The 23,834-nt window shown below is 55.6% G+C and carries 24 protein-coding genes and 1 tRNA gene; 9 read left to right on the top strand and 16 right to left on the bottom strand.

The annotated features are described in order from the left end of the window. The first annotated feature begins 34 nt into the window (after positions 1-34). Positions 35-1,027 (top strand): adenosine kinase, encoded by a 993-nt coding sequence (locus IB237_RS02170; RefSeq protein WP_192486963.1) that lies wholly within the window; start codon positions 35-37, stop codon positions 1,025-1,027. Here the strand turns inward: IB237_RS02170 and IB237_RS02165 are convergent. Next, positions 1,020-1,556, bottom strand: coding sequence for an SH3 domain-containing protein (locus IB237_RS02165; RefSeq protein WP_192486962.1), 537 nt, complete (start codon positions 1,554-1,556; stop codon positions 1,020-1,022). The genes IB237_RS02170 and IB237_RS02165 overlap by 8 nt on opposite strands. 233 nt (positions 1,557-1,789) lie before the next feature. Between IB237_RS02165 and IB237_RS02160 the strand changes: the two genes are divergently transcribed. Continuing rightward, the gene (locus IB237_RS02160; RefSeq protein ID WP_192486961.1) at positions 1,790-2,794 is read left to right on the top strand and encodes a D-glycerate dehydrogenase; all 1,005 of its coding nucleotides are present in this window, start codon (positions 1,790-1,792) and stop codon (positions 2,792-2,794) included. Positions 2,795-2,801: 7 nt separating this feature from the next. On the opposite strand, the gene IB237_RS02155 is transcribed toward IB237_RS02160, so the two are convergent. From IB237_RS02155 to recF, 3 genes are read right to left on the bottom strand one after another with little or no spacing between them, the layout of a single operon-like run. Then, the gene (locus IB237_RS02155) at positions 2,802-3,275 is read right to left on the bottom strand and encodes a GNAT family N-acetyltransferase (RefSeq protein WP_192487831.1); all 474 of its coding nucleotides are present in this window, start codon (positions 3,273-3,275) and stop codon (positions 2,802-2,804) included. A gap of 16 nt (positions 3,276-3,291) precedes the next feature. Then, positions 3,292-4,044, bottom strand: a complete 753-nt coding sequence (locus tag IB237_RS02150) for a molybdopterin-synthase adenylyltransferase MoeB (protein ID WP_192486960.1) — start codon at positions 4,042-4,044, stop codon at positions 3,292-3,294. Between the two features lie 30 nt (positions 4,045-4,074). Further along, positions 4,075-5,202 (bottom strand): DNA replication/repair protein RecF, encoded by a 1,128-nt coding sequence (gene recF, locus IB237_RS02145; protein WP_192486959.1) that lies wholly within the window; start codon positions 5,200-5,202, stop codon positions 4,075-4,077. 259 nt (positions 5,203-5,461) lie between these two features. Between recF and IB237_RS02140 the strand changes: the two genes are divergently transcribed. The 4 genes from IB237_RS02140 (at position 5,462) to IB237_RS02125 (ending at position 9,053) form a co-directional block, all read left to right on the top strand. Beyond that, complete coding sequence (locus IB237_RS02140; RefSeq protein ID WP_192486958.1) at positions 5,462-6,682, top strand: phosphopentomutase; 1,221 nt, start codon at positions 5,462-5,464, stop codon at positions 6,680-6,682. After that, entirely contained in the window at positions 6,679-7,662 is a 984-nt protein-coding gene (locus IB237_RS02135) for an adenosine deaminase (protein WP_192486957.1), read from the top strand. The genes IB237_RS02140 and IB237_RS02135 overlap by 4 nt, the downstream gene beginning before the upstream one ends. 100 nt (positions 7,663-7,762) lie before the next feature. Continuing rightward, positions 7,763-8,392, top strand: coding sequence for a uracil phosphoribosyltransferase (upp, locus tag IB237_RS02130; protein ID WP_192486956.1), 630 nt, complete (start codon positions 7,763-7,765; stop codon positions 8,390-8,392). A gap of 151 nt (positions 8,393-8,543) precedes the next feature. Then, positions 8,544-9,053 carry a TIGR02281 family clan AA aspartic protease gene (locus IB237_RS02125; RefSeq protein WP_192486955.1) on the top strand — a complete coding sequence of 170 codons (510 nt, stop codon included), beginning with the start codon at positions 8,544-8,546 and terminating at the stop codon, positions 9,051-9,053. Here the strand turns inward: IB237_RS02125 and deoA are convergent. The 10 genes from deoA to IB237_RS02075 all read right to left on the bottom strand — a co-directional run bounded on the left by deoA (position 9,046) and on the right by IB237_RS02075 (position 18,131). Then, a complete protein-coding gene (deoA, locus tag IB237_RS02120; protein WP_192487830.1) occupies positions 9,046-10,362 on the bottom strand; it encodes a thymidine phosphorylase in 1,317 nt (438 codons plus the stop codon). The two genes, IB237_RS02125 and deoA, sit on opposite strands and share 8 nt — an antisense overlap. Beyond that, positions 10,359-11,132: a deoxyribose-phosphate aldolase gene (gene deoC / locus IB237_RS02115; protein WP_192486954.1), complete on the bottom strand. Its 774-nt coding sequence runs from the start codon at positions 11,130-11,132 to the stop codon at positions 10,359-10,361. Before deoC ends, deoA begins: the two co-directional genes overlap by 4 nt. 1 nt (position 11,133) lies before the next feature. Beyond that, positions 11,134-11,934: a purine-nucleoside phosphorylase gene (locus IB237_RS02110; protein WP_192486953.1), complete on the bottom strand. Its 801-nt coding sequence runs from the start codon at positions 11,932-11,934 to the stop codon at positions 11,134-11,136. Continuing rightward, on the bottom strand, positions 11,934-12,323 hold the full coding sequence (locus IB237_RS02105) for a cytidine deaminase (RefSeq protein ID WP_192486952.1): 390 nt from the start codon (positions 12,321-12,323) through the stop codon (positions 11,934-11,936). The genes IB237_RS02110 and IB237_RS02105 overlap by 1 nt, the downstream gene beginning before the upstream one ends. Positions 12,324-12,325: 2 nt before the next feature. Further along, on the bottom strand, positions 12,326-13,297 hold the full coding sequence (locus IB237_RS02100; RefSeq protein ID WP_192486951.1) for an ABC transporter permease: 972 nt from the start codon (positions 13,295-13,297) through the stop codon (positions 12,326-12,328). A gap of 6 nt (positions 13,298-13,303) precedes the next feature. Further along, positions 13,304-14,407 (bottom strand): ABC transporter permease, encoded by a 1,104-nt coding sequence (locus IB237_RS02095; protein WP_192486950.1) that lies wholly within the window; start codon positions 14,405-14,407, stop codon positions 13,304-13,306. Between the two features lie 7 nt (positions 14,408-14,414). After that, positions 14,415-15,926: an ABC transporter ATP-binding protein gene (locus IB237_RS02090; protein WP_192486949.1), complete on the bottom strand. Its 1,512-nt coding sequence runs from the start codon at positions 15,924-15,926 to the stop codon at positions 14,415-14,417. Positions 15,927-15,997: 71 nt separating this feature from the next. Then, complete coding sequence (locus IB237_RS02085) at positions 15,998-16,990, bottom strand: BMP family protein (protein WP_192486948.1); 993 nt, start codon at positions 16,988-16,990, stop codon at positions 15,998-16,000. 210 nt (positions 16,991-17,200) lie between these two features. Then, a complete protein-coding gene (msrA, locus tag IB237_RS02080; RefSeq protein WP_192486947.1) occupies positions 17,201-17,851 on the bottom strand; it encodes a peptide-methionine (S)-S-oxide reductase MsrA in 651 nt (216 codons plus the stop codon). A 67-nt stretch (positions 17,852-17,918) separates the two neighbouring features. Beyond that, positions 17,919-18,131 (bottom strand): hypothetical protein, encoded by a 213-nt coding sequence (locus IB237_RS02075; RefSeq protein ID WP_246787611.1) that lies wholly within the window; start codon positions 18,129-18,131, stop codon positions 17,919-17,921. A 317-nt stretch (positions 18,132-18,448) separates the two neighbouring features. Here IB237_RS02075 and IB237_RS02070 point away from each other — a divergent pair. Continuing rightward, positions 18,449-18,538, top strand: a tRNA-Ser gene (locus IB237_RS02070). Positions 18,539-18,635: 97 nt separating this feature from the next. On the opposite strand, the gene IB237_RS02065 is transcribed toward IB237_RS02070, so the two are convergent. Further along, a complete protein-coding gene (locus tag IB237_RS02065) occupies positions 18,636-19,547 on the bottom strand; it encodes a LysR substrate-binding domain-containing protein (RefSeq protein WP_192486945.1) in 912 nt (303 codons plus the stop codon). Positions 19,548-19,642: 95 nt separating this feature from the next. Here IB237_RS02065 and IB237_RS02060 point away from each other — a divergent pair, with 95 nt between their 5' ends. Next, on the top strand, positions 19,643-20,935 hold the full coding sequence (locus tag IB237_RS02060; RefSeq protein WP_192486944.1) for an MFS transporter: 1,293 nt from the start codon (positions 19,643-19,645) through the stop codon (positions 20,933-20,935). Here IB237_RS02060 and IB237_RS02055 read toward each other — a convergent pair. Then, positions 20,927-21,376, bottom strand: coding sequence for a GNAT family N-acetyltransferase (locus IB237_RS02055; RefSeq protein ID WP_192486943.1), 450 nt, complete (start codon positions 21,374-21,376; stop codon positions 20,927-20,929). The two genes, IB237_RS02060 and IB237_RS02055, sit on opposite strands and share 9 nt — an antisense overlap. Positions 21,377-21,539: 163 nt before the next feature. On the opposite strand from IB237_RS02055, the gene IB237_RS02050 reads away from it, so the two are divergent. After that, a complete protein-coding gene (locus IB237_RS02050; protein ID WP_192486942.1) occupies positions 21,540-23,582 on the top strand; it encodes a glycosyl transferase in 2,043 nt (680 codons plus the stop codon). The last annotated feature ends 252 nt before the right edge of the window (positions 23,583-23,834 follow it).

The raw sequence follows: 23,834 nt of genomic DNA, 5'->3' as shown, positions 1-23,834 counted from the left end.
GGAATCCCGGATGAACTCTCTCCGGACTGGATATATGGCAAAATATGACGTTCTGACCGTCGGCAACGCTATCGTTGATATTATTTCACGTTGCGACGACAAATTTCTCAATGAAAACGGCATTACAAAAGGTGCGATGAACCTCATCGATGCCGAACGCGCCGAACTTCTTTATTCGCTGATGGGCCCGGCTCTGGAAGCCTCCGGTGGCAGTGCTGGCAATACGGCAGCCGGCGTCGCCAATTTCGGTGGCAAGGCCGCCTATTTCGGCAAGGTCGCAGAAGATCAGCTCGGTGAAATTTTCCAGCACGATATTCGTGCTCAGGGCGTCTATTTCGAAACCAAGCCGGAAGGCACCTTCCCGCCAACCGCCCGTTCCATGATCTTCGTGACCGAAGACGGCGAGCGTTCGATGAACACCTATCTCGGCGCCTGCGTTGAGCTGGGTCCTGAGGATGTCGAGGCCGACGTCGTTGCCGAATCCAAGGTGACCTATTTCGAAGGTTATCTGTGGGACCCGCCACGCGCCAAGGATGCAATCCGTGAATGCGCGCGTATTGCCCATGAGAACGGTCGCGAAGTTTCTATGACGCTGTCCGACAGTTTCTGCGTTGGCCGTTACAGGGAAGAGTTTCTCGACCTGATGCGCTCCGGCACGGTGGATATTGTTTTCGCCAATAAGCAAGAAGCGCTTTCGCTGTACGAAACTGACGACTTCGAGCTGGCACTGTCCAAAATCGCTGCAGATTGCAAGATCGCTGCCGTGACGATGAGCGAAGAAGGTGCCGTGATCGTACGGGGTACAGAGCGCGTGAAGGTCGATGCCTATGCCGTTCACGATGTCGTGGACACCACTGGCGCTGGCGACCTGTTCGCATCAGGCTTCCTGTTTGGTTACACCACGGATCGTTCCCTGGAAGATTGCGGCAAGCTGGGCTGCCTTGCAGCCGCTGCTGTTATCCAGCAAATCGGCCCAAGGCCAATGAGCTCGCTGAAAACAGCAGGCAGCAAAGCCGGTCTTATTTAAAGGCCTCACCCGGGTAAGCGCCCCAGATTTCCCCCTGGGGCACCCAACCGTTTGCCTGGCCTGCTTCGGCACGACACCAGTCGCCATTGCATTCACCGATTCTGATCATCACGCCCGGCTCGAGTTTGGCGATGACAGACGCAGATGATTGCGGCTCACGGCGCATGTTCACGTAAATGCTTTCTCCCTTGCCGCGCATCCATGGAGCGGCAACAGCTGTGCGCTCTCCCGACAAAAGAGCCTGGTTCACCCAGCCTTCGGTACCATCCGCATCGCGGATACGGCGCCAGTTTTCGTATTCCTGCACGATTTCAACCGGCATACCTGCCTTCAGGTACATCCATGACACCGCATAATCGGTGCTTGGGCCGATTCGCATGTTAACGCGCTTCGATTTCAGGCTGACAAAACGGGGAAGCGGCAAACCGCTGGCTCCCTTGGCTGCACCTTGGGCGTGGGCAATCTGCCCCAGACCGCCGGCAAGCGCCAAAGATAAAGCCATGCAAAAAACAAATGCAGATCTACGCATGCATGCCTCCGTTTTCTTAACCGGAGCCCTTGCCATCAAAGGAAACCCGGTTTTTGATCTCTAGAATACGCTCATCTCCAGATCGGCGAGTTAGGCCATCGAAACCGGAACTCGGTCGGACTTGTCCTGACGAGTTCTGTTGTCTTCCTCGAACGGTCTGGTAGAAACGCGTGAATGAAAGAAATTATCGCTCTTTCTGGTTAACGACCTCTGAACAAGGCATCGGACACATCATGAGCAACAAGAAGAGACCCTCCGTTTACCTCACCCGGAAGCTGCCGGACATGGTTGAAACGCGTATGCGGGAACTCTTCGATGCAGAATTGAACATAGACGACGCCCAGCGCAGCGAATCAGAGCTGGTTGCCGCGATGCAGACAGCCGATGTTCTGGTGCCGACCGTGACCGACCGCATCACCGCTGCAATGATCGAAAAAGCCGGTCCACAGCTGAAACTGATCGCCAGCTTTTCAAATGGCATCGACCACATTGATGTCGACGCTGCCGCGCAAAAGGGCATCACCGTTACCAACACACCCAATGTGTTGACCGAAGACAGTGCCGACATGACGATGGCGCTGGTGCTGGCCGTGCCACGCCGGTTGGTTGAGGGCACGCGGGTTCTCGCCAACAATGCCGATGAATGGGGCGGCTGGTCGCCAACCTGGATGCTCGGTCGTCGCATTTCCGGAAAGCGTATCGGCATTGTTGGCATGGGGCGCATCGGCACAGCCGTTGCGCGCCGTGCCAAAGCGTTCGGTCTTTCCATCCATTATCACAACCGCCACCGGGTAAACCCCGCCACGGAAGCAGAGCTTGAGGCAACCTACTGGGACAGCCTCGACCAGATGCTGGCGCGTGTCGATATTGTTTCGATCAACTGCCCGTCAACGCCTGCAACCTACCATCTGATCTCTGCCCGGCGTTTGGCGCTGATGCAGCCGACCAGCTACATCGTTAATACCGCACGCGGCGACATCATTGATGAGGCAGCGATGATCCAGTGCCTGCGCGATGGCAAGATCGCCGGCGCCGGGCTTGATGTTTATGAAAATGAGCCGGCGGTTAATCCCAAACTGATCAAGCTGGCACGTGAGGGCAAGGTCGTGCTGTTACCGCATATGGGATCTGCCACAATCGAAGGTCGCATGGATATGGGTGACAAGGTCATTATCAACATCCGCACCTATTTCGATGGCCACCGCCCACCGAACCGGGTTCTTCCGGGCAAGAACTGAAGACTGTTCAGAAAAGCGGTTTCTCCATTTCGATGTAGGTTATGCGCTGATAACCTGCATGCGAACGCTCTGCAGTCTTCACAAAACCCCAGCGGCCGAACGTCCCGTGATTGTCGACCAGTTCGATACGAGTCTGCAGCCGTAGCGCTTTCAGGCCAAGTTGTTGTGCCGTTTGTTCTGCCACCGCACACAAGGCAGCGCCGACGCCCTTGCCCTGCGCCAGCGGGCTGACGGCCAGTTTGCCAATGTAGAGCGTTGCAGGTTCCGTCTTGCAGAAAATACAGCCAAGTAGTTTTCCGTTCTCACCACAGGCGACGAAACAGACTTTGTCATTGGCTTTCTGACGCAGGTTCTCAGGCGTCAAGGCGTGGGCAGACGACGGAGGGTCGATGACACCATCCATATAGGCAAATGCTTTGCAGATCAGTTTCAATAGTTCATCCCAACGGCCAAAACCGTCATCGACCTTGCTGATTTCAATCACATCACGCCTCTTTCTAGCGTCGCCTCTTGTACCGCACGGTCTCAAACCGCGCTGACAAGGCATCGTATAACAACAACCGCCCAACAAGCGGCTCTCCGGTTTGCGTGATGAGCTTGATAGCTTCCATGGACATGATGGTGCCGATGACCCCTGTCAGGGCGCCGACAATGCCGGTTTCTGCACAAGATGGAACAAGTCCTGATGGCGGCGGTTCGGGAAACAGGTCGCGGTAGCCTGGATAAATGACACCATCGGGGCCGGTCTCATAGGGCTTCAGCACAGTGACAGAGCCATCGAACCGTCCGACAGCGCCAGTGACCAGGGGAATTTTTGCCTGTTCAGCACTGTCGGCTGCGGCATAGCGCGTATCGAAATTATCCGACCCATCAACGACCAAGTCAAAGCGCGACAGATGCAACTGCGCCCATTCGCGTGAAAAACGTTCTTCAAACACCACCGTGCGGACATGCGGGTTCAAACGTTTTATCGCATCAACGGCGCTCGCGGTTTTCATTTCTCCGATCGTACCGCTGTCATAGATGACTTGCCGTTGGAGATTGGAAAGCGACACCGTGTCATCGTCAATCAGGCCCAGTGTTCCGACACCGGCCGCGGCGAGATAAAGCAAGATCGGCGCGCCCAGACCGCCAGCACCGATTACAAGCACTTTGGCGCGCTTGAGCCGCTGCTGGCCGACACCACCAATCTCCGGCAGCAATATGTGCCGTTTGTAGCGTTCGATCTCTTCGTCAGTCAGCACGTCCATCACGCTTATCCCCGCATAACCTGCACGATATTAGGATGAGATCCGTCCATTGGAAACATTGAAGAACTGGGCACGGGAACCCAGCGCTTCAAACATCGAAGCATCGGTCCCGGTCATGAAACTCTGACCACCAAGCACATGGATGAGATCAAACAGCGTGGCACGTCGACCCTCATCGAGATGGGCGGCAATTTCATCCAGCAGCAGGACAGGCGCATAACCGGTCATGTTTGCAGTCAATTGTGCATGTGCCAGCACCAGCCCCACCAAAAGAGCTTTCTGTTCGCCGGTTGAACACCGTCCTGCGTCCATATCCTTTTCACGGTGGCGCACGAACAGATTGACACGGTGCGGGCCATCCAGCGTGCGTCCGGCGGCAGAATCTCTGTGACGGCTGTCGCGCAACATGGCGAGGTACATGTCCTCCTGCTCGACGGCTGGGCGCAATGGATCGTCATCCATGAAACCGGACAACTGCAAGCTTGCTGTCGGGAAAGCGGCACTCTCTGCTCGGTCGGCAATCAGTGCGGTGAGAAGGCCGAGGATCTCCTGACGCGCCGATGCCATGGCAATGCCGAGAGCCGCCATCTGCGTTTCGATACCATCCAGCCACACTGGGTCAAACCGGCCATCGGACAGCAAGCGGTTGCGGCTGCGCATGGCTTTTTCAAAGTCGCCTGCCCGGCGGCCATGTGATGGGTCAATAGACAACACCAGCCTATCGAGAAACCGGCGACGGTCTGCCGATGGGCCGCTGAACAGCCCGTCCATAGCAGGCGTCAGCCACAGAACACGCAGGTGATCGGTCAATTCATCTACGGATTTGACACTGGTGCCATTCAGGCGCAGGCGGCGTGTAACCGTATCTCCGGTATTTTCAATGCCTGTGCCGATGGCAACGTCGCCTTCCATGCCTTCAGCATGGGCAAAAATTGAAAAGCCATTGTCTTCGGCACCCACCCTGGTGACTTCCGGCAGGGTGGCACGTCTTATTCCCCGTCCCGGCGACAGAAACGAAACGGCCTCCAGCAAGTTGGTCTTGCCAGAGCCATTATTGCCAGTGAGCACCACATGGCGGTCGTCCATATCCAGGGCAGCATGGGCGTAATTTCTGAAATCCGCCAACTTCAACTGCGAGAGAAAAACCTTCGATGTCATGTGCATGAGCTAGGACGAAGATGGGCCAATGGCAAGTTTTGAATGATCAAAGCCTGCAAAAGCCCACCAAAAATATGGGCAGATAAATCCTGATATCCACGCTATGTTGCAATTTACGAAAATCGCTTCGCAGTTCGGTTTCTCGTGGTTATATGAGGGATTATTTTTAAACGCAGTTGCAGAGGCCTCAACTTCTCGCTTGCAGGCATTGTTTAGGACACGTGCTGGCTGACACGCCGGTGCATAATTCAGGTGGTTGATGGCACGCGCATTTCTACTCGTTCTCGATTCCTTCGGCGTTGGCGGAGCTGTCGATGCGATACGATACGGCGATGATGGCTCAAACACTCTGGGTCATATTGCCGAATTTTGTGCGGCCGGCGCGGCTGACCGGCCCGGTTTGCGTTCCGGTCCGCTCGATTTGCCCAACATGTCATCGCTTGGCCTCGTGCACATATCCCGCCAGGCGACCGGTGAGTTTCCTTTGGGAATGCGCATTCCTTCGCGAATTTTTGGCCTCTATGGCAGCGCCAGTGAAGTCTCCAATGGTAAGGATACCCCGTCCGGTCACTGGGAAATTGCTGGCACACCGGTTTCATTCGACTGGGGATATTTCCCTAACGAAGGTGATGCATTTTCCCCGGAACTGGTCGAAGCGATCTGTCGCGACGGCAACATTCCCGGCATTCTCGGCAACTGCCATGCCTCCGGTACGGATGTGATTGCCAAACTGGGTGCCGAACATATCAAGACCGGCAAGCCAATCTGCTACACGTCGTCGGACTCGGTTTTTCAGATCGCAGCACACGAGCGATATTTCGGCCTCGAGCGCCTGATCGAGCTTTGCCAGGCCGTACGCGTTTTGCTGGATCCGCTCAATATCGGGCGCGTCATTGCGCGACCCTTTGTCGGCGAAACCGCAGCGACCTTCCAGCGGACCGGCAACCGGCGCGATTTTTCCGTTTTGCCACCGGAGCCAACCCTGCTTGACCGGCTGGTTGCGGCGGGTCGCAATGTACATGCCATTGGCAAGATCGGCGACATCTATGCCCATCAGGGCGTTAGCCGCGTCATCAAGGCCAATGGCAACGAAGCGTTGATGCAAGCGACACTCAAGACAATCGATGAAGCCGAAGACGGTGATCTGGTTTTTACCAACTTCGTTGATTTTGACATGCTGTACGGCCACCGGCGGGACGTTGCCGGATATGCGGCAGCTCTGGAGGCTTTTGATCTCCAATTACCAGAAATACATCGCAAGATGCGGCCCGGTGATATTGCCGTCATCACCGCCGATCACGGCTGTGATCCGACATGGCGCGGAACCGACCATACACGCGAGCGAGTGCCGATCATGGTGTTTGGTCCAGGCATCCGTTCACGCAGCATAGGGATTCGCAGCACCTTTGCCGACATTGGCGAAAGCGTTGCTGCACATCTGGGAATAGAGCCGGGAAAATACGGCAGGAGCTTTATGTGACGACGAAACTATTAAAAGCAGAAATTCATTGCCACCTTGAAGGTGCAGCCCCGCCTGCCCTTGTTGCAAAACAGGCCGAAAAATACGGTATCGACAGCAGTCCCTTCCTGCGGGACGGCGCTTATGTCTGGTCGGATTTTGCCGAGTTCATTCGCTGCTACGATGCGGTGGCCGCGGTATTCCGCACTGAGGAAGATTATGCCCTTCTGACCGAGACCTATCTTGCAGAACTGGCGGCCATCGACACGATCTATAGTGAGCTTATCATCTCGCCGGATCATGGTGACCGTATCGGTCTGGGCGCCGACGCTTATCTTGCAGGCGTGGTCGCTGGTATTGAAGCGGCCAAGGAAAAGACGGGCATAGAAGCGCGCATCATCGTGACAGGTGAGCGTCATTTCGGGCCGGAAAAGGTTATTGCCGCGGCGGAATATGCCGCACGCGTCAAACATCCGTTGATCACCGGCTTTAACATGGCTGGTGAAGAACGTATGGGCCGCGTCGCCGATTATGCCCGCGCCTTCGACATCGCCCGTGATGCTGGACTTGGCCTCACGATCCATGCCGGTGAAGTCTGTGGCGCATTCAGCGTCAGCGATGCGCTGGACCTGGTCAAGCCATCGCGCATCGGTCACGGTGTTCGCTCCATCGAGGATGCGGCACTCGTTGAACGACTGGTGGAAACCGGCACGGTGCTTGAGGTTTGCCCTGGCTCCAACATTGCCTTGAACGTCTATCCGGATTTTGAAAGCCATCCGCTGCGCCGCCTGAAGGAAGCCGGTGTGCGTGTCTGCATCAGTTCGGATGACCCGCCATTTTTCCATACCTCGCTGCAACGCGAATATGACCTTGCCGCTGGTGTTTTCGGATTTTCAAAGCCGGAAATCGATCAACTGACCCGCACATCGCTTGAGGCGGCCTTCGTTGACGAGGCCACCCGCGCAGCACTGCTTGCCCGTCTGGACGAGAGTGCTGCGTAAAAGGCCATATGACAGGGTAAAACCTTCTGAAACCCTTGCGAAAGCAAGGGTCGGTGACATAGAAGAGCAAGATAACAAACAGAGGGAAGGTCATTTCTCCATGAACGGCGTCACAGTCATCAAGCATCCGCTGGTGCAGCATAAACTCACCATCATGCGCAAAAAAGAAACCTCGACGGCAGGCTTTCGTCGCCTGTTGAGGGAGATCTCAACGCTGCTTTGCTATGAGGTCACACGCGATCTCGAAATGACGATGGAAACCATCGACACGCCGATGGAAACGATTGAAGCACCGGTTCTGGAAGGCAAGAAGCTGGTTTTTGCGTCCATTCTGCGCGCTGGCAACGGCCTTCTGGAAGGCATGCTGGAGCTGGTGCCTTCGGCCCGCGTCTCGCATATTGGCGTTTACCGCGACCACGATACGTTGGAAGCGGTTGAATATTACTTCAAGGCTCCGGAAAGCCTCGATGCCCGCCTGGTCATCGTTGTTGACCCGATGCTTGCCACCGGCAACTCCTCGATTGCAGCTGTTGAAAAGCTGAAGGAACGTGGTGCAAAGAACATTCGTTTCCTTTGCCTGCTGGCCGCCCCTGAAGGCATCAAGAACTTCCAGGAAGCACATCCGGATGTTCCGATTTACACGGCCGCGATTGATCGCCACCTCAATGAACAGGGCTATATCGTTCCTGGTCTTGGTGACGCAGGCGACCGTATGTACGGCACGAAATAATAGAGCCTTCATCGTCTCTTAACCAGAACTGCCATTTGTCCTTATAAACCGGGCAAATGGCCGTTTTATTTGCATCTCGCAAGACATAACGGACTATATTTACCCGACGATACCTTGCGAAAGCTTGTCCGGTTAAAACGAGATTGTCCCTATGTTTACGCGCAGCGTCTTTTTACTGATCAGCCTTTCGGCCAGCGCAACGCAGGTTCCGGCAATCGTCAAGATGCTCACTGAAAAGCCGCAGGAAACACCGACCGTATCGGCCCCCGTTCGCGAGGTTGCCATTACACCGGGTTCGGTGGTGCTGAAACAGGATGCGCGCGGCCATTTCAATGCGACACTCAAATTGAATGGCAAGGCGGTCGACGGGCTGATCGACACCGGCGCATCGGCAATCGTCATTAACGAAGCAACAGCACGGCGCTTGGGTTACGGCGTCAACAGCCTCGATTTTAAATATCCGATATCAACCGCCAACGGCCTGACAAAGGCCGCCTATATCAAGCTGGACCGGGTGGAGCTCGGTAATATTCGTGTGCGCGACGTCGAAGCCTATGTCATGAAAAACGAGGCGCTCAGCACAACGCTTATCGGCATGACATTCCTTCGCAAGCTGTCATCTTTCAAGGTTGAAAACGGCACCCTGAAGCTGGTCAGGTAATGCGTGCCACGATTTCGTTCGTTGGTTCCGGCTTTTCATCACTGATCGTATGAAGACCAGCCAGTTTCTGCGCCATATTGCGTGCCTGATCTTGGTCAGCGGCATGAACACACGCAATTTCGTCACCCGCTTCAACGCGGCTTCCCAGCGGCTTAATGGCGGACAGTCCAACACGATGGTCGATCGTGTCTGTTGCGGCGACACGGCCACCACCGAGTTCGACCACGGCCATGCCGATCTCACGGGTTTCACAGGCGGCGAGCCAACCGCTGTCTTTCGCCAGAACCGGATGAACGACAGGCGCTGCAACAAGATATTCGCCAGAGCGTTCGACAAAATCAGCCGGCCCGCCAAGCAAGGTGACCATCCGCGCGAAATGTTCCAAGGCCCGACCGGACGACAGGGCATGCATGGCCTGATCATGGGCATCGGCAACACCAGAGGCCACACCGGCCTGCAACAGCATTTCGGCAGCTAAGGCCATTACCACCCGCTCAAGCCGGGTGCCCGCTTTTTTGCCGGCAAGAAAGTCGAGGCAGTTGATGATTTCCAGCGTATTGCCGGCCGCATCGGCCAACGGCTGGTTCATGTCGGTGATCAAGGCGGATGTCTTGACGCCTGCACCATTGGCGACCTCGACCAGCGAGCGGGCCAATGTTTCCGCATCCTGCTTGTTTTGCATGAAGGCGCCGTTGCCGATCTTCACGTCAAGAACGAGGGATTGCAGACCAGCCGCTAGTTTTTTTGACAGGATAGAAGCCGTAATCAGCGGCACAGATTCAACGGTCGCGGTAATGTCCCTGATGGCGTAAAGTCGCCGGTCCGCCGGCGCGAGATTGGCCGTCTGGCCAATGATGGCGCAGCCTGCCTGTCGCAACACATCACGAAACAGCGCAGCGTCCGGGGCGATATTATAGCCCGGTATCGATTCCAGCTTGTCCAGCGTACCACCGGTATGGCCAAGACCACGACCTGATATCATCGGCACGGCGACACCACAGGCCGCAACAATGGGAGCCAACATCAAGGAGACATTGTCACCGACACCACCGGTCGAGTGTTTATCAGCAATCGGCAGGCCGATATCGCTCCAGTCCAACACATCACCGCTGTCGCGCATGGCCAGTGTCAGGGCGACGGTTTCATCACGGGTCATGCCGTTGAAATAGACAGCCATGGCAAATGCGGCCGCCTGGCCTTCAGAAATTCTCTCTTTGGCCAAACCATCGATAAACGCTGCTATGTCTGCAGCGTCCAGAATTTCCCCATCACGTTTGCGGCGGATGATTTCTTGTGGCAGCAACATCAGTATCCGTTGGAAACTTTGGCCGATGTGCCGCCACCCAGCACGTTCAAGATGTCATCCAGCAGGCTGGAGGCACCAAAACGGAAGGTGGATGGCATGGCCCAATTTGGCTGCATGATCGTTTCAGCTAATCGCAGGTAAAGTGTTGCATCGTCGACGCTGGAAATACCACCCGATGGCTTGAAACCGACCTTCTGTTTGCTGTCGCGGATGGCCTGCAACATGATGTCTGCCGCCTCCAACGTGGCATTGGTGGACACTTTTCCAGTGGAGGTCTTGATGAAGTCTGCACCTTCGGCGATGGAAATTTCAGAAGCGCGGCGAATAAGAACGCGATCCTTGATTTCCCCGCTTTCCAGAATGACCTTCAGCAGAACAGGTGCCGGGCAGACCTTGCGGACGGCAGTGACCATTTCCGAAACGGCAGCCTCATCTCCGGCCAGCAGTTTTTTGTATGGAATCACCAGATCGATCTCGTCGGCACCATCGGCAACCGCACGTTCGGTTTCCGTGACCACTGTTGCAACGTCGAGATCACCCGACGGAAAATTAACAACTGTCGCGATTTTCAAGCTGTGGTTTGAGCCGAATGCGGCCCGCGCCTGTGCAACATAACGTGGCCATATGCAGATCGCAGCCGTGTTGCCATAGGAGGTCTGCGCACGATTGATCAGTGCGGCAATCTGTTCAGGCGTGCAGTCATCATTCAGGTTGGTGAGGTCAAGCAGTGACAATGCGAGAGCCGCAGCTTCGCGAGAGCTCTGGAGTTCCATGTTATTCTCCTCCTGAAATCATTTCGCGCACGATAGCAGCAAGGCGCTTTCCACCGATCGGTGCCATGTCCTTGGTTTCTTCGTGGCTGAGTTCAGCCCCTGTCATGCCTGCACCGTAATTGGTAATAACCGATGCAGCGGCAACGCGCATGCCAAAGAATCTGGCAAGAATGACTTCCGGCACGGTGGACATGCCAACGGCATCTGCACCGAGAATGCGCGCCATCCGGATTTCGGCGGGTGTCTCAAAGCTTGGACCGGAAAACCACATGTAGACGCCGCTCAACATGGGCACACCAGCGCGAATGGCAGCATTGCGCATCGCAACGGCCATTTCCGCATCATAGGCGGTGGTCATGCCCACGAAACGGCGATCACTTTCCTCACCGATCAGCGGGTTCATGCCAGAATAGTTGATGTGGTCGACGATCTGCATCACCGAGCCGGGCGGCATATCTTCACGCAGCGACCCGGCCGAATTGGTCAGGATCAGCGATTGCACGCCAAGACCGGCCAGCGCCTCGATCGGAACGCGCATGGCAGCGGCGTCGCCTTTTTCATAATAATGCACGCGGCCAGACAGCATGATGACCGGTTCGCCACCGAGGTAACCGGCAACCAGCTCACCGGCATGACCGGAAACGCCGCTTGCCGGAAAATCCGGCAGTTCTGAAAACGGGATCCGAACCGCATCGGTCAATTCTTCAACCAGCGAACCAAGGCCGGAGCCCAGCACGATGGCGACGCGCGGCATCATGCCTTGCAAACGATCTACCAGCAGATCGAAAATAGCTTGTGACATCAAGGCAGCTCGGTCTTGAAGCTGAAGGGCAAAAGTTCATCCATCGACATGACCTTCTGAACGCCGGTCTCATCGCAAAGATAGACCTTGGTGTCTGCGTTGGCGAATTCCGCAATTTTCTGACGGCAGCCACCACAGGGCGGGCAGAGCGCCAGCTTTTCGGCAATCACGGCGATTTCCTTGATCTGCTTGGCTCCGCCCATGATCATGGCGCTGATGGCGCTAGGCTCGGCACACCAGCCCTGCGGGAAGGACAGGTTCTCGATGTTGGCGCCCTTGTAGATCCGCCCGTCCTCGGCGCGGATAGCCGCGCCGACAGGGAACTTCGAATAGGGAGCATGGGCAAATGACATGGCATCGCGCGCGGCTTCAAAAAGATCGTGAGACATGTTCAGCGTTCCTTCGAATAGGCAACACCACCGGCCTTCGGCGGTTTTGCGACACCAATAAACCCGGCCAGCAGGACGCAGGTCAGAATATACGGCAGTGCCTGGAATATCTGTACTGGTACTTCACCGATCAGCGGCACGGATTTGCCCTGCATGAAGTTGGCAACTGCATCCAGGAAACCGAACAACAGACATGCAAACATGACAGGAACAGGCTTCCATTTCGCAAAGATCAGGGCGGCAAGCGCGATGTAACCTTTACCCGCCGACATATTGGCAATGAACGCAGCCGACTGCGCAATTGCCAGATAGGCGCCCGAAAAGCCGCACAGGAAGCCGGCAACGATCACCGCACGATAACGCATCCATGTAACGGAAATACCTGCGGTGTCGACGGCGCCGGGATTTTCACCCACCGCGCGCAGACGCAGGCCAAACCGTGTGCGGTAAAGCACCCACCACGACAGTGGTACGGCGAGGAAAGCGAGATAAGTCAGGATATTGTGGCCGGAAATCACATTGGCATAGAGCGGCCCGATAAATGGAATGTCCCTGACCAGATCCACGCCCGGCAAGGTAATGGGGGTGAAACGGCCGCCACCCGCCAGCTGCGGCGTACGACCGCCCTGCCCGAACCATGCCTGCCCCAGCACCACCGTTAGACCCGCTGCAATGAAGTTCAGCGCCACGCCGGATACGATCTGGTTGCCACGATTGGTAATCACGGCAAAACCGTGGGTCAGCGAGAACAGGATCGAAACGGCAATACCGGCAAACAAGCCAAGCCACGGGTTGGCCGTGACATAGGCCACACAGGCCGACGCAAAGGCCGCAGCCAGCATCTTGCCTTCAAGGCCGATATCAAACACCCCGGCACGTTCCGAAAACAGACCGGCAAGCGCTGTAAACAGCAGCGGAATTGTCAAACGAACGGTCGAACCAAGAATGCTGACGACGATATCGAAAAAATCCATGGTTTCTCACCCTTTCGTAAATTGCTGGTAGATGCGCACCAGCGCGGGGCGGTACATATATTCAAGTGCACCGGCAAACAGGATCACCAGACCCTGGATCACAACGATCATTTCGCGGGTGATATTCGGCATTTCAAACGACAGGTCGGCACCGCCCTGGTAGAGAATGCCAAACAGCAGCGCGGCAAACAGAATGCCAAGCGGATGGCTGCGCCCCATCAGGGAAACGGCGATGCCGACAAAGCCCGCCCCACCTACAAATTCCACCTGCAAACGTCCCGAGGCGCCCATGACCGGGTTCAGCGCCATCATGCCGGCCAGTCCACCGGAAATCAGCATGGCGATAATCACCGTACGTGCATAGGGGATGCCGGCATAGACTGCTGCCGAAGGGCTGATACCGAGCGTGCGCATTTCATAGCCAAGTTTGGTGCGCCAGATCAGCACCCAGACAAGGAAACACATGACCAGCGCAATCAGGAACGACACGTTAAACGGTGCCGGGCCGAGCTTCATGCCAAAGATTGCCATCAGCCAATCCAGCTTGGGCAGTTGGCCACCGGCCAGGAATGTGCGGGTTTCCGGCGCCATCTTGCCCGGAACAATAAACACATTCACCAGCAGGTAGACCATCAAGGCTGCACCGATGAAGTTGAACATGATGGTGGTGATAACCACGTGGCTGCCGCGCTTGGCCTGTAGCCAAGCCGGGATGAATGCCCAGGCCGCACCAAACAATGCCGCGCCGATAACGGCGAATGGCATCGTTACATACCACGGCACATAATGGTCGAGAGACATGGCAACGATGGCCGCACCCAGACCGCCAACATAGGCCTGACCTTCAGCACCGATGTTGAAAAGACCGGCATGAAAGGCAACGGCCACGGCAAGACCGGTGAAGATGAAGCTGGTGGTGTAAAACAGCGTAAAACCGATGGCATCACCACGGCCCAGCGCGCCCTGCACCAGCAGATTAAGGGCGGCGAACGGATCTTCACCTATCGACCAGACAACAAGGCCCGAGATCAGAAAAGCCGTCATGATGTTCAACAACGGCATGAGGCCGTAAGAAATCCAATTCGGAAGTGGTACGGAAGCAGTGCTCATAAGGCCCTCATGCGGCGATGCCGGCCATCATCAGGCCAAGTGTCTGTTCTTCGGCATCAGCCGTTTTTTCTCCCACGATCTGACCATCGAACATCACGATGATCCGGTCAGAGAGAGAGCGTATTTCATCCAGTTCCACGGAAACGAGAAGGATGGCCTTACCGGCATCCCGCATTTCAATGATGCGCCGATGAATGAATTCGATCGCACCAATATCAACACCGCGGGTCGGCTGACCGATAATCAGCATCTTCGGGTCGCGCTCGATTTCGCGCGCAACGACGATTTTCTGCTGGTTGCCACCGGAAAAATTCGCGGTTTTCAAATGGGCATTCGGTGGGCGAATATCGTATTTTTCGATCTTCTCCTCGGCATCCTTTCGCATGGCTTCGGGATTGAGGAACGGGCCTTTGCCGTACCGCTCATCGCGGTGGTAACCGAGGATGGAGTTTTCATATTCCTCGAACTTCAACACCAGACCCATGTGGTGGCGGTCTTCGGGAATATGGGCAAGGCCAAGATCGCGTAGCAGCGCCGGATCGGCCTTGTCGATCGTCTTGCCATCAAACAGGATTTCTCCCGAATGCGGTTTGCGAATGCCGGCTATTGCTTCGAGCAGTTCCGACTGGCCGTTGCCGGCAACACCGGCGATGCCGACAATTTCGCCAGCACGAACATCGAAGGATACGTTCTTGACCATATCGACACCGCGGCTGTCCTTGACCGTCAGGTTGCGGACCGACATCAGTGTTTGAGCGGGAGATGCCTCGCCTTTTTCCACACGCAGCAGAACGCGGCGACCAACCATCAGTTCAGCCAGCTCCTCGACCGAGGTTTCAGCGGTTTTGCGAGTCGCGACCATTTCGCCACGGCGCATCACGGATACCGTGTCGGTGATGGCCATGATTTCGCGCAGCTTGTGGGTGATGAGAATTACGGTTTTGCCCTGATCGCGCAGCACGCCGAGAATCTTGAAAAGATGGTCGGCCTCGGCCGGGGTCAGCACGCCGGTCGGCTCATCGAGAATGAGGATTTCAGCGCCACGATACATGGCTTTGAGGATTTCAACACGCTGTTGAAGGCCCACCGGCAGTTCTTCGATTACTGCATCGGGGTCAACTTCAAGACCGTAATCCGCCTCAAGACGTTTCAGTTCCGTGCGGGCTGCGTTAACGCCTTGCTTCAGCAGGGCTCCGCTTTCCGCTCCCAAAATAACGTTCTCAAGCACGGTAAAATTTTCAACCAGCATGAAGTGCTGGTGCACCATGCCAATTCCAGCACTGATCGCAGCCTGGCTGTCCTTGATGGACACCGGCGCTCCATTCATTTTTATCTCACCGGAATCGGCCTGATAAAATCCATAGAGGATCGACATGAGTGTGGATTTGCCAGCACCGTTCTCACCAATGATGCCGTGGATGGATCCTTTGACAACGGCAAGATTGATGTTTTTATTGGCGTGAACGGCGCCGAATTTTTTATCGATGCCAACAAGTTCGATTGCAAGCTGCGTGCTCAAATCGGAAAATCTCCAAATCTGGATATGGAAAGGGCGTATGGCACAAAGCCATACGCCCCTCAAATGTCATATCATTTCGGGCAGGAGTTATCCGACATATAGTCGTGGACCTTTACGGTACCGGCAATGATGTCAGCCTTTGCCTTGTCAACGGCCGCAACCATTTCAGGCGTGATGAGCGCCTTGTTGTCGTTGTCGAGCGCGTAGCTGACGCCGTCTTGAGCAACGCCGAGCGCCTGAACACCACCGGTGAACTTGTCGTCCTGGGTGTCCTTGTAAGCATTGTAGACGGCCAGATCGACGCGCTTGACCATTGAGGTCAGCACGGAACCCGGATGCAGGTGGTTCTGGTTGGAATCCACACCGATCGAGAACTTGCCATTGTCAGCAGCGGTCTGGAGAACGCCGAGACCGGTTGCACCGGCTGCCGCGTAGATGACGTCCGCACCCTGGTCGATCTGGTTCTTGGTCAATTCACCACCACGAACCGGGTCGTTCCAAGCAGCACCGGTGGTACCGGTCATGTTCTGGAAGACTTCGATCTTGTCGTTGGCAGCCTTTGCACCCTGCACATAACCGCAACCGAACTTGCGGATCAGCGGAATGTCCATACCACCGATGAAGCCAACCTTGCCGGTCTTGGAGGCCATGCCGGCCAGCAGGCCCACAAGGTAAGAACCTTCTTCTTCCTTGTAGACAACCGAGCGGACGTTCGGCAGCTCGACGACGGAGTCAACGATCACGAACTTCGTGTCAGGATATTCTGCAGCAACCTTCTCCATGGCTGATGTCCATGCGAAGGAAACGGCAACAACAGGGTTGAAGCCCTTGCTTGCAAAGTTGCGAATGGCCTGCTCACCCTGCGTGTCGCTGGTTGGCTCGAAATCGCGGAATTCGATGCCGGTGTCGGCCTTGAACTTCTCAGCGCCGGCAGCGGCAGCTTCGTTGAAGGATTTGTCGAATTTACCGCCGGTACCATAAACCAGCGCCGGCTTGATATCTGCTGCCAATGCAGATGCAGACATCGCAGCCATGGCGAAGAGAGTCAAAATGGATTTTTTCATTCGTGCAGCCCTGTTGTTGCAATTGATCTTATCAGGTCCTCCCGCAAGCCCTTAACAGGCATGTCTGCGGAACCGCCAGCCCTTTTTGGAGGCTGTGCTTGTTTTTATCCTTGCATGCCTGCACGAAAAATTCATCCGGTTTTTTTACCCGGTGGAAAAACTCGTAAACGTCTGTTTTTTGAGCTTTCCGCCGGGCATTTTGATCAAAAACTAGCCGATATTGCAGCTGACGCCAGTGCCGCGAAGCCCGCAATATCCACCGGGATTTTTAGCAAGATATTGCTGATGATAGTCCTCGGCGTAATAAAACGTTTCTAGTGGCTCTATCTCTGTTGTGATAGGCGCCGGTTTTCTCGCATCCGTCAAAGCTTGCTGGAAAACGTCGCGCGCATGCAACGCTTCATCCAGTTGTTCCTGCGTTGTGGCGTAGATCACCGAACGATAGGTCGTGCCGATATCATTGCCCTGGCGCATGCCCTGTGTTGGATCATGTTCTTCAAAAAACAGCTTCAACAGCGCGGAAAGCGGAACGACGGACGGGTCATAAACAACCTTTACCACTTCGGCATGACCGGTGCGGCCTGTGGTTGTTTCCTGATAGGTCGGGTTTGGTGTCAAACCGCCGGAGTAACCAACAGCCGTTACCCAGACACCGGGCACTTTCCAGAAAAGACGCTCAGCGCCCCAGAAGCAGCCCATGCCGAGATAAATAACCTGCGTCCCCTCAGGGTATGGTTCTTTCAGCGCATGACCGTTGACGAAATGAGTTTCCGGCACCGGCATAACCGTGTCGCGGCCGGGCATGGCCGAATCAATCGTCGGCATTGTTGTTTTCGATGCATAGCTATCGAACGTGAACATATCTCTTCTCCAGCGGATCAAACGATCCGTTTGCTTGAGGTTTCACATGCAGCGTGGAGCGGGACTGTCAGCCAAAGCGGCTGCGGATTTGCGGTTTGCGATAACCGACCATCCAAAACAGCAATGCCAAAGCAAGAAACAGCGCGAAGGCAGGAAGACTGTTCAACCAGGCTACCAACCATCCCCAGGCGTCGGGGTGAATATAGTGCGTCACCGTGCCTTCTGCCATGGTCAGCGACGACGGATAAATATCCTTCCAGGCAGCGATTGTGCTGGTCATATCAACCGAAGAGGTGGCCACAGAGCGGATAGAATCAAAGGTTCCCGCAACAATGGCCACACATAGGAGCACGAAACTCAGGATTCTCGCCAAAGATTTCAATGCCGTATATCCTCACAGGCTGCGCAGGGAAAATCATCTCGTCAGAACCTTAGAATTAAAGGCCGAAAAGGCGATTTGCAATCGCGCTATACACAGGCTTTTGCACCGCGATAAAAAAAAGTGTCAAATTGCGGTTGATCCTTTGAGATTCATCGGTATATATCGCGCCGTTCCAGTTGATTTGCAGGTTTCCAAAACATGCAGTCTCTCATGAAGGACAGGTGGCCGAGTGGTTTAAGGCGCACGCCTGGAACGCGTGTGTGCGTGAAAGCGTACCGTGGGTTCGAATCCCACCCTGTCCGCCATAGGCTCTTCAAAAACTTCCCTTGAATGCATGCCAAGCGATAAATCGCTCTCGTTCCAATCAAGCTGCCGGCAGGATAGATTGGTTTTCTGAAAGCTCTATGACAGACCTTCCCCGTCTCCCGATCTAAGACCACGCGCCACCTTGGTAAAATTCAGGGCCGATTGCGATGGCCGTGTCTTGAGATGCGCGACTGCAAGATCGACGGTTGGCTGTTCGCTGCGCAGCGTCAGAAATGCCACGCCCATGACATTGAACTGGGCCATGGAAGCCGGGACAAGCGAAAAACCCAACTCAGCGGAAACCAGAGACAGGATAGAAGCAATCTGCGGCGCAAACTGTCCGAGCAGCGGTTCAAACCCGGCGCTACGGCAGGCGGCGATGGCTGCCTCATGCAGGCTGACGCCGATTTCGCGTGGTGTAACAATCAGCGGTATTGTGGACAGTGATGCCAGTTCGACATCGGAATCTGCCGTAACCGCCGGATGCGCGACCGGCAGAACTGCGACCAGCGGCTCACGTTTCAGCAGATATTCGCGAATCTCTGGCGGATCTGCACTGTTGGGTCTCAGAATGGCGGCATCGAGCCTACCTTCGATCAGGCCTGCGGTCAGCGCCACAGAATTGGCCTCCTCAAGCGTCAACTCCACCTCGGGATAGTTGCGATGAAAGGCACGAATGGTTGCCGAAACGATGGGGCTGAGCGCCGCCGTGCCGGTAAATCCAAGCCGCAACCGTCCGGTTTCCCCTCGGGATGCCCGCTGCGCTGCACGAATAGCGGTGTTTGCCTGCGCCGGCATTGTATGCACCGCGTCCCAAAAAGCCTGGCCCGCCTCGGTCAATTCGGCACCGTGCGACAGACGATGGAACAATTGAGTGCCGACTTCAGCCTCCAAATCCCTGATCTGGATACTGAGCGGCGGCTGGCCTATGCCCAACTTGGCAGCAGCGCGGGTGAAGTTTCCTTCCTCGGCGACGGCGAGAAAATAGCGGATGTGACGAAGCTCCATGATATTTACATAACATATTGCAAACGCCATTTCCATATATTGGACACATGACGGACAAAGTCGGACAATGACGGCAACAAAGAAAGTTGCATATCATGTCTCAAGCTGCTGCCCTCCAACGGGATGTTGGAACCGACCTATCCCAGGAAAATCCACCAGTTGAAATTCAGGAAATTCCACCCTCATGGATTCGGCGCGGCACGCGAGACTATCGCAACGCCGGATACGCGCTGTTTTTTCTTGGCTTTGCGAGTTTTTCGCTGATCTATTGTGTGCAGCCATTGTTGCCAGAATTTGCGCGATCATTCGGTGTCAGTCCGGCTGAAAGCTCGCTTGCCCTGTCTTTGACCTCCGGGCTGCTCGCCGTTTCAATCGTGCTGGCTGGCGCATTTTCGCAGGCGCTCGGACGACGCGGCCTGATGTTCGTTTCCATGTCGCTGGCCGCATTACTCAACATCGTGGCCGGACTAGTTCCCAGCTGGCACGGGCTGCTTGTGGCGCGCGCACTGGAAGGTGTGGTGTTGGGTGGCGTACCTGCCGTTGCCATGGCATGGTTGGCGGAAGAAATTGATCCTGCTCATCTCGGCAAGGCAATGGGCCTTTACATTGGCGGTACCGCCTTCGGGGCAATGATGGGCCGTGTCGGAATGGGTCTGGTGACCGATTATGCCTCTTGGCACGTCGCCATGATTGTTCTCGGGGTTTTGTGTCTTGCCGCTGCGGTTGTCTTTCTGAGGTTGTTACCGCCATCACGAAACTTCGTGCGGCAGCCAGGCTTTGATCCACGCTTTCATATCGAGGCCTGGAGCATGCACTTGCGCAATGGACGGTTGCTTAGGGTCTACGCACTTGGCTTCACGCTCACCAGTATCTTCAGCGCCTTGTTCAACTATACGACCTTCCGCCTTTCCGGCACGCCCTATGCTCTCAGCCAGTCGCAGGTCAGCCTGATCTTTCTTGCCTTCGCGCTCGGGATAGTCTCATCCTCGGTGGCCGGCGGCCTTGCGGATAAGTTCGGCCGCAAACCGTTGTTGCTTGCCGGCTTCGCGATCATGCTGGTCGGAGTGTTGCTGACCCTTTCAACGTCGCTTGTCATCATATCAGCAGGCATTGCCCTTGTCGCAACCGGCTATTTTATCGGCCATTCGGTGGCGAGCGGTGCGGTGGGTCCGGTCGCAGGCCGCCATAAGGGACATGCGGCATCACTTTACCTGCTGTTTTATTATCTCGGCGCCAGTGTTACCGGTTCTGTCGCCGGCTGGTTCTGGCAGCATGGCGGCTGGTTTGCCGTTGCTGCATTGACCGGTGGCTTTGCCTTGCTCGGCACGGTGCTCGCTCTGACCCTGCCTCGCCCGAATGTAAAACCCAGGCCGAACCAGTCACAATAAAAGCACCATATCATGACGGTCGAGACCGGGGCCGTAACCGTCCTTCTCGACCTTTTCAACGGAAAAACCAAACCGCGAATAAAAAGCGTGAGTGTGCTGGCTGGTATCGAGGCGAACGCGCTGGACAGATGGCTGTTTGTGGATGGCTTGCAAACGTGCGTCCGTCAGCAACCGGCCAAGTCCTTGGCCATGCAGTGATTGATCGACCATGCCCCAGCACAGGCCAGCGGTTTGGCCGTCGTCTTCCATCACATGGCCACCGCAGGCGATGATGACGCCGTCGTTTTCGATTACCAGAAAAGCAGTCCTCACTGAGAGATCCTGCAGGAAAGTTACAAAAGCCTTCCGCTCGGAAGGGTTGAAAAATTTCGGCACATTGCCGTCGAACAGACGCAGGCACGCCTCCTGGTCCAATGCTGTATAAGGCCGGATATTAATCATGCATTTTTTAACGTTGGCCTGAGTTCGTGTAAACGGCATGCCCTTCCCTGCGCGTCTTCCGGCAACCTGTCCAGTCCAACGCAAGCTAGACAAATTAGGGAACGCTGACGACCTGTTACCAAATTCAAGCACTTTCAGTCTGCTTGCCTGTTGTGGAGTACTCATGTCCAACGATCCAGCTCTTGCATCCGATGGCGCAGCAGCTCTCACAGGCGCTTTGCACAAGGCACGCCACGGGCAGCTTTCACTGCTTGAACTGTTTCAAATTACCGAAACGTTGAATGCCGCCGGTCATCACGGGGCTGCAGGTGATTTCTACAAGACATGGGTTGCCTTTAACGACACAAACCCGCTGCTTCATCTTGCCTACTTCAACTATTCGGTCACGCAGAGCCAGATGGGCGATATTGCCGGTGCCGTGCAGTCATTGCGCGCCAGCGTCAATTTCAATCCGCAATTCGGCGCAGCCCACATCAATCTGGGCCGTGCGCTGGAAGATTCCGGCCTTGCCCGGCAGGCGATTGAACAGTGGCGAACCTTTACCGAAGCCACCAACGACATCACCCCTGAACGGATCAATCACCGCCTGATGTGCCTGCAACATATTGGCCGCGTGATGGAAGGGGCCGGCCTGCTGGAAGATGCAGAAACCACCCTGTGGCAGGCAATGGAATTGAAGCCTGAAAGGACCGAGGCCGGTCAACATTGGTCGTCGCTGCGTCAGCGCCAGTGCAAATGGCCGATCCTGACGCCATCGGAACATGTACCTGTCGACAAGCTGATTGATTCCATGTCTCCGCTGACACTGGGTTGTTATTCCGATGACCCGCTATTTCAGCTGGCGAAGGCCTACCGTTATCACAAGTCGCTTGTCGGACGCCCCGATACCAGTGGTTTTGTTCGCAAACAGGTCAAGCAGAAAACAGGTACCGGGCAGCGTTTGCGCATCGGTTACGTATCGTCGGATTTGCGGGAACATGCCGTCGGTTTTGCGCTGTGTGAAGTGCTGGAACTTCACAACAAGGACAGTGTCGAAATCTTCGCCTACTATTCCGGCGACGACCGCCCGCTTGATGCCACTCAGAACCGTATCAAGGCTGCAACCGACAACTGGCGCGACATCACAGCCATTGCCGATGTTGACGCGGCGCGGACCATCTACAATGACGATATCGATATTCTCATCGATGTGAACGGCTACACCAAAAACGCCAGAACGAAGATTTTTGCTTATCGTCCGGCACCGGTTATCGTCAATTTCTGCGGTTATCCCGGCACGATGGGCAGCCCGTTCCACAACTACATCATCGGTGATGAACACACCGTGCCGCAATCGAGTGAAATCTATTACACCGAGAAGGTTCTGCGCATTGCCTGCAATCAGCCGGTAGACCGCAAGCGCGTTATCGCACAACGTCCGGACCGCGCGTCCACCGGCCTGCCGCAGGATGCTTTTGTCTATGCCTCATTCAACGGCATGCAGAAGATCACCGAAAACTGCTTCGGCAGATGGATGGCCATTCTCAAAGCCACACCGGGAAGCGTACTGTGGTTGCTGGCCGGAGACGAGCCCGTCAATCAGCGCCTGCGCCAATTGGCAGAGCAGCAGGGTGTGGACCCGCAGCGTCTGATCTATGCACCGAAAGCTGCCAATCCTGATCATCTTGCCCGGATCGGTCTTGCCGACCTTTTTCTGGATACGTTCCCTTACGGCGCACATTCCACCGCCGCCGACGCCATCACCATGGGCCTCCCAGTTTTGACCATGCCGGGTAAAACCTTTGCCTCGCGTTTCTGCACAAGCATTATCAGCGCAGCGGGCATTCCAGAACTGGCATGTGCATCTCCCGATGACTACGTGGCGCGCGCCATTGCCTTTGCGCAGGATCCACAAAGCCTGGCAGCAGTCAAAACATCACTGCAGGAACAACGCGAAACAAGCACACTGCGCGACATGCCTGCACTTGCCGCACGGCTTGAGGAATTGTACTGGCAGATGCAGGTTGCAGGCGAGCGCGGTGAGACACCGGTTCCGGACCTGGCAAATCTCGATCTCTATTACGAGATTGGCGGCGAAATCGTGGCTCAGCATGTGGAATTCGAGGACGAAGAAAGCCTCAAGCATCGGTACCTCAAAAAACTGGCAACACGCGACAATTACAGCCCGGTTGCCCGTGACTGCCGTTTGTGGCCACAGGCGAAATAACGACGGATGGTCCTCTTTTTCAAACACCTTCTGCGGTTGTCGCAATGCGGCAACCGGCCAGTGCCCATGCAGCCGTCTATCAGCCCCTGTGAATAATAAAACCGTGGGTTTTACCAATCGCCTCAGATCAGCCTCAGGCAAGCATGTTTCAGCATAAATCGCGGCAGTGTGCAGGTGTCAAATCGCATGCATTTTCAGGCTGAACAGGCGGCAGATGATATTGCCAGCACGAAACTCACGAAAATGGCAGTT

This window comes from Agrobacterium sp. AGB01 (assembly GCF_014851585.1).
GTDB lineage: Bacteria > Pseudomonadota > Alphaproteobacteria > Rhizobiales > Rhizobiaceae > Agrobacterium.
Note: the sequence above shows the minus strand (reverse complement) of the source record. Positions and strands in the feature narration are given on the sequence as shown.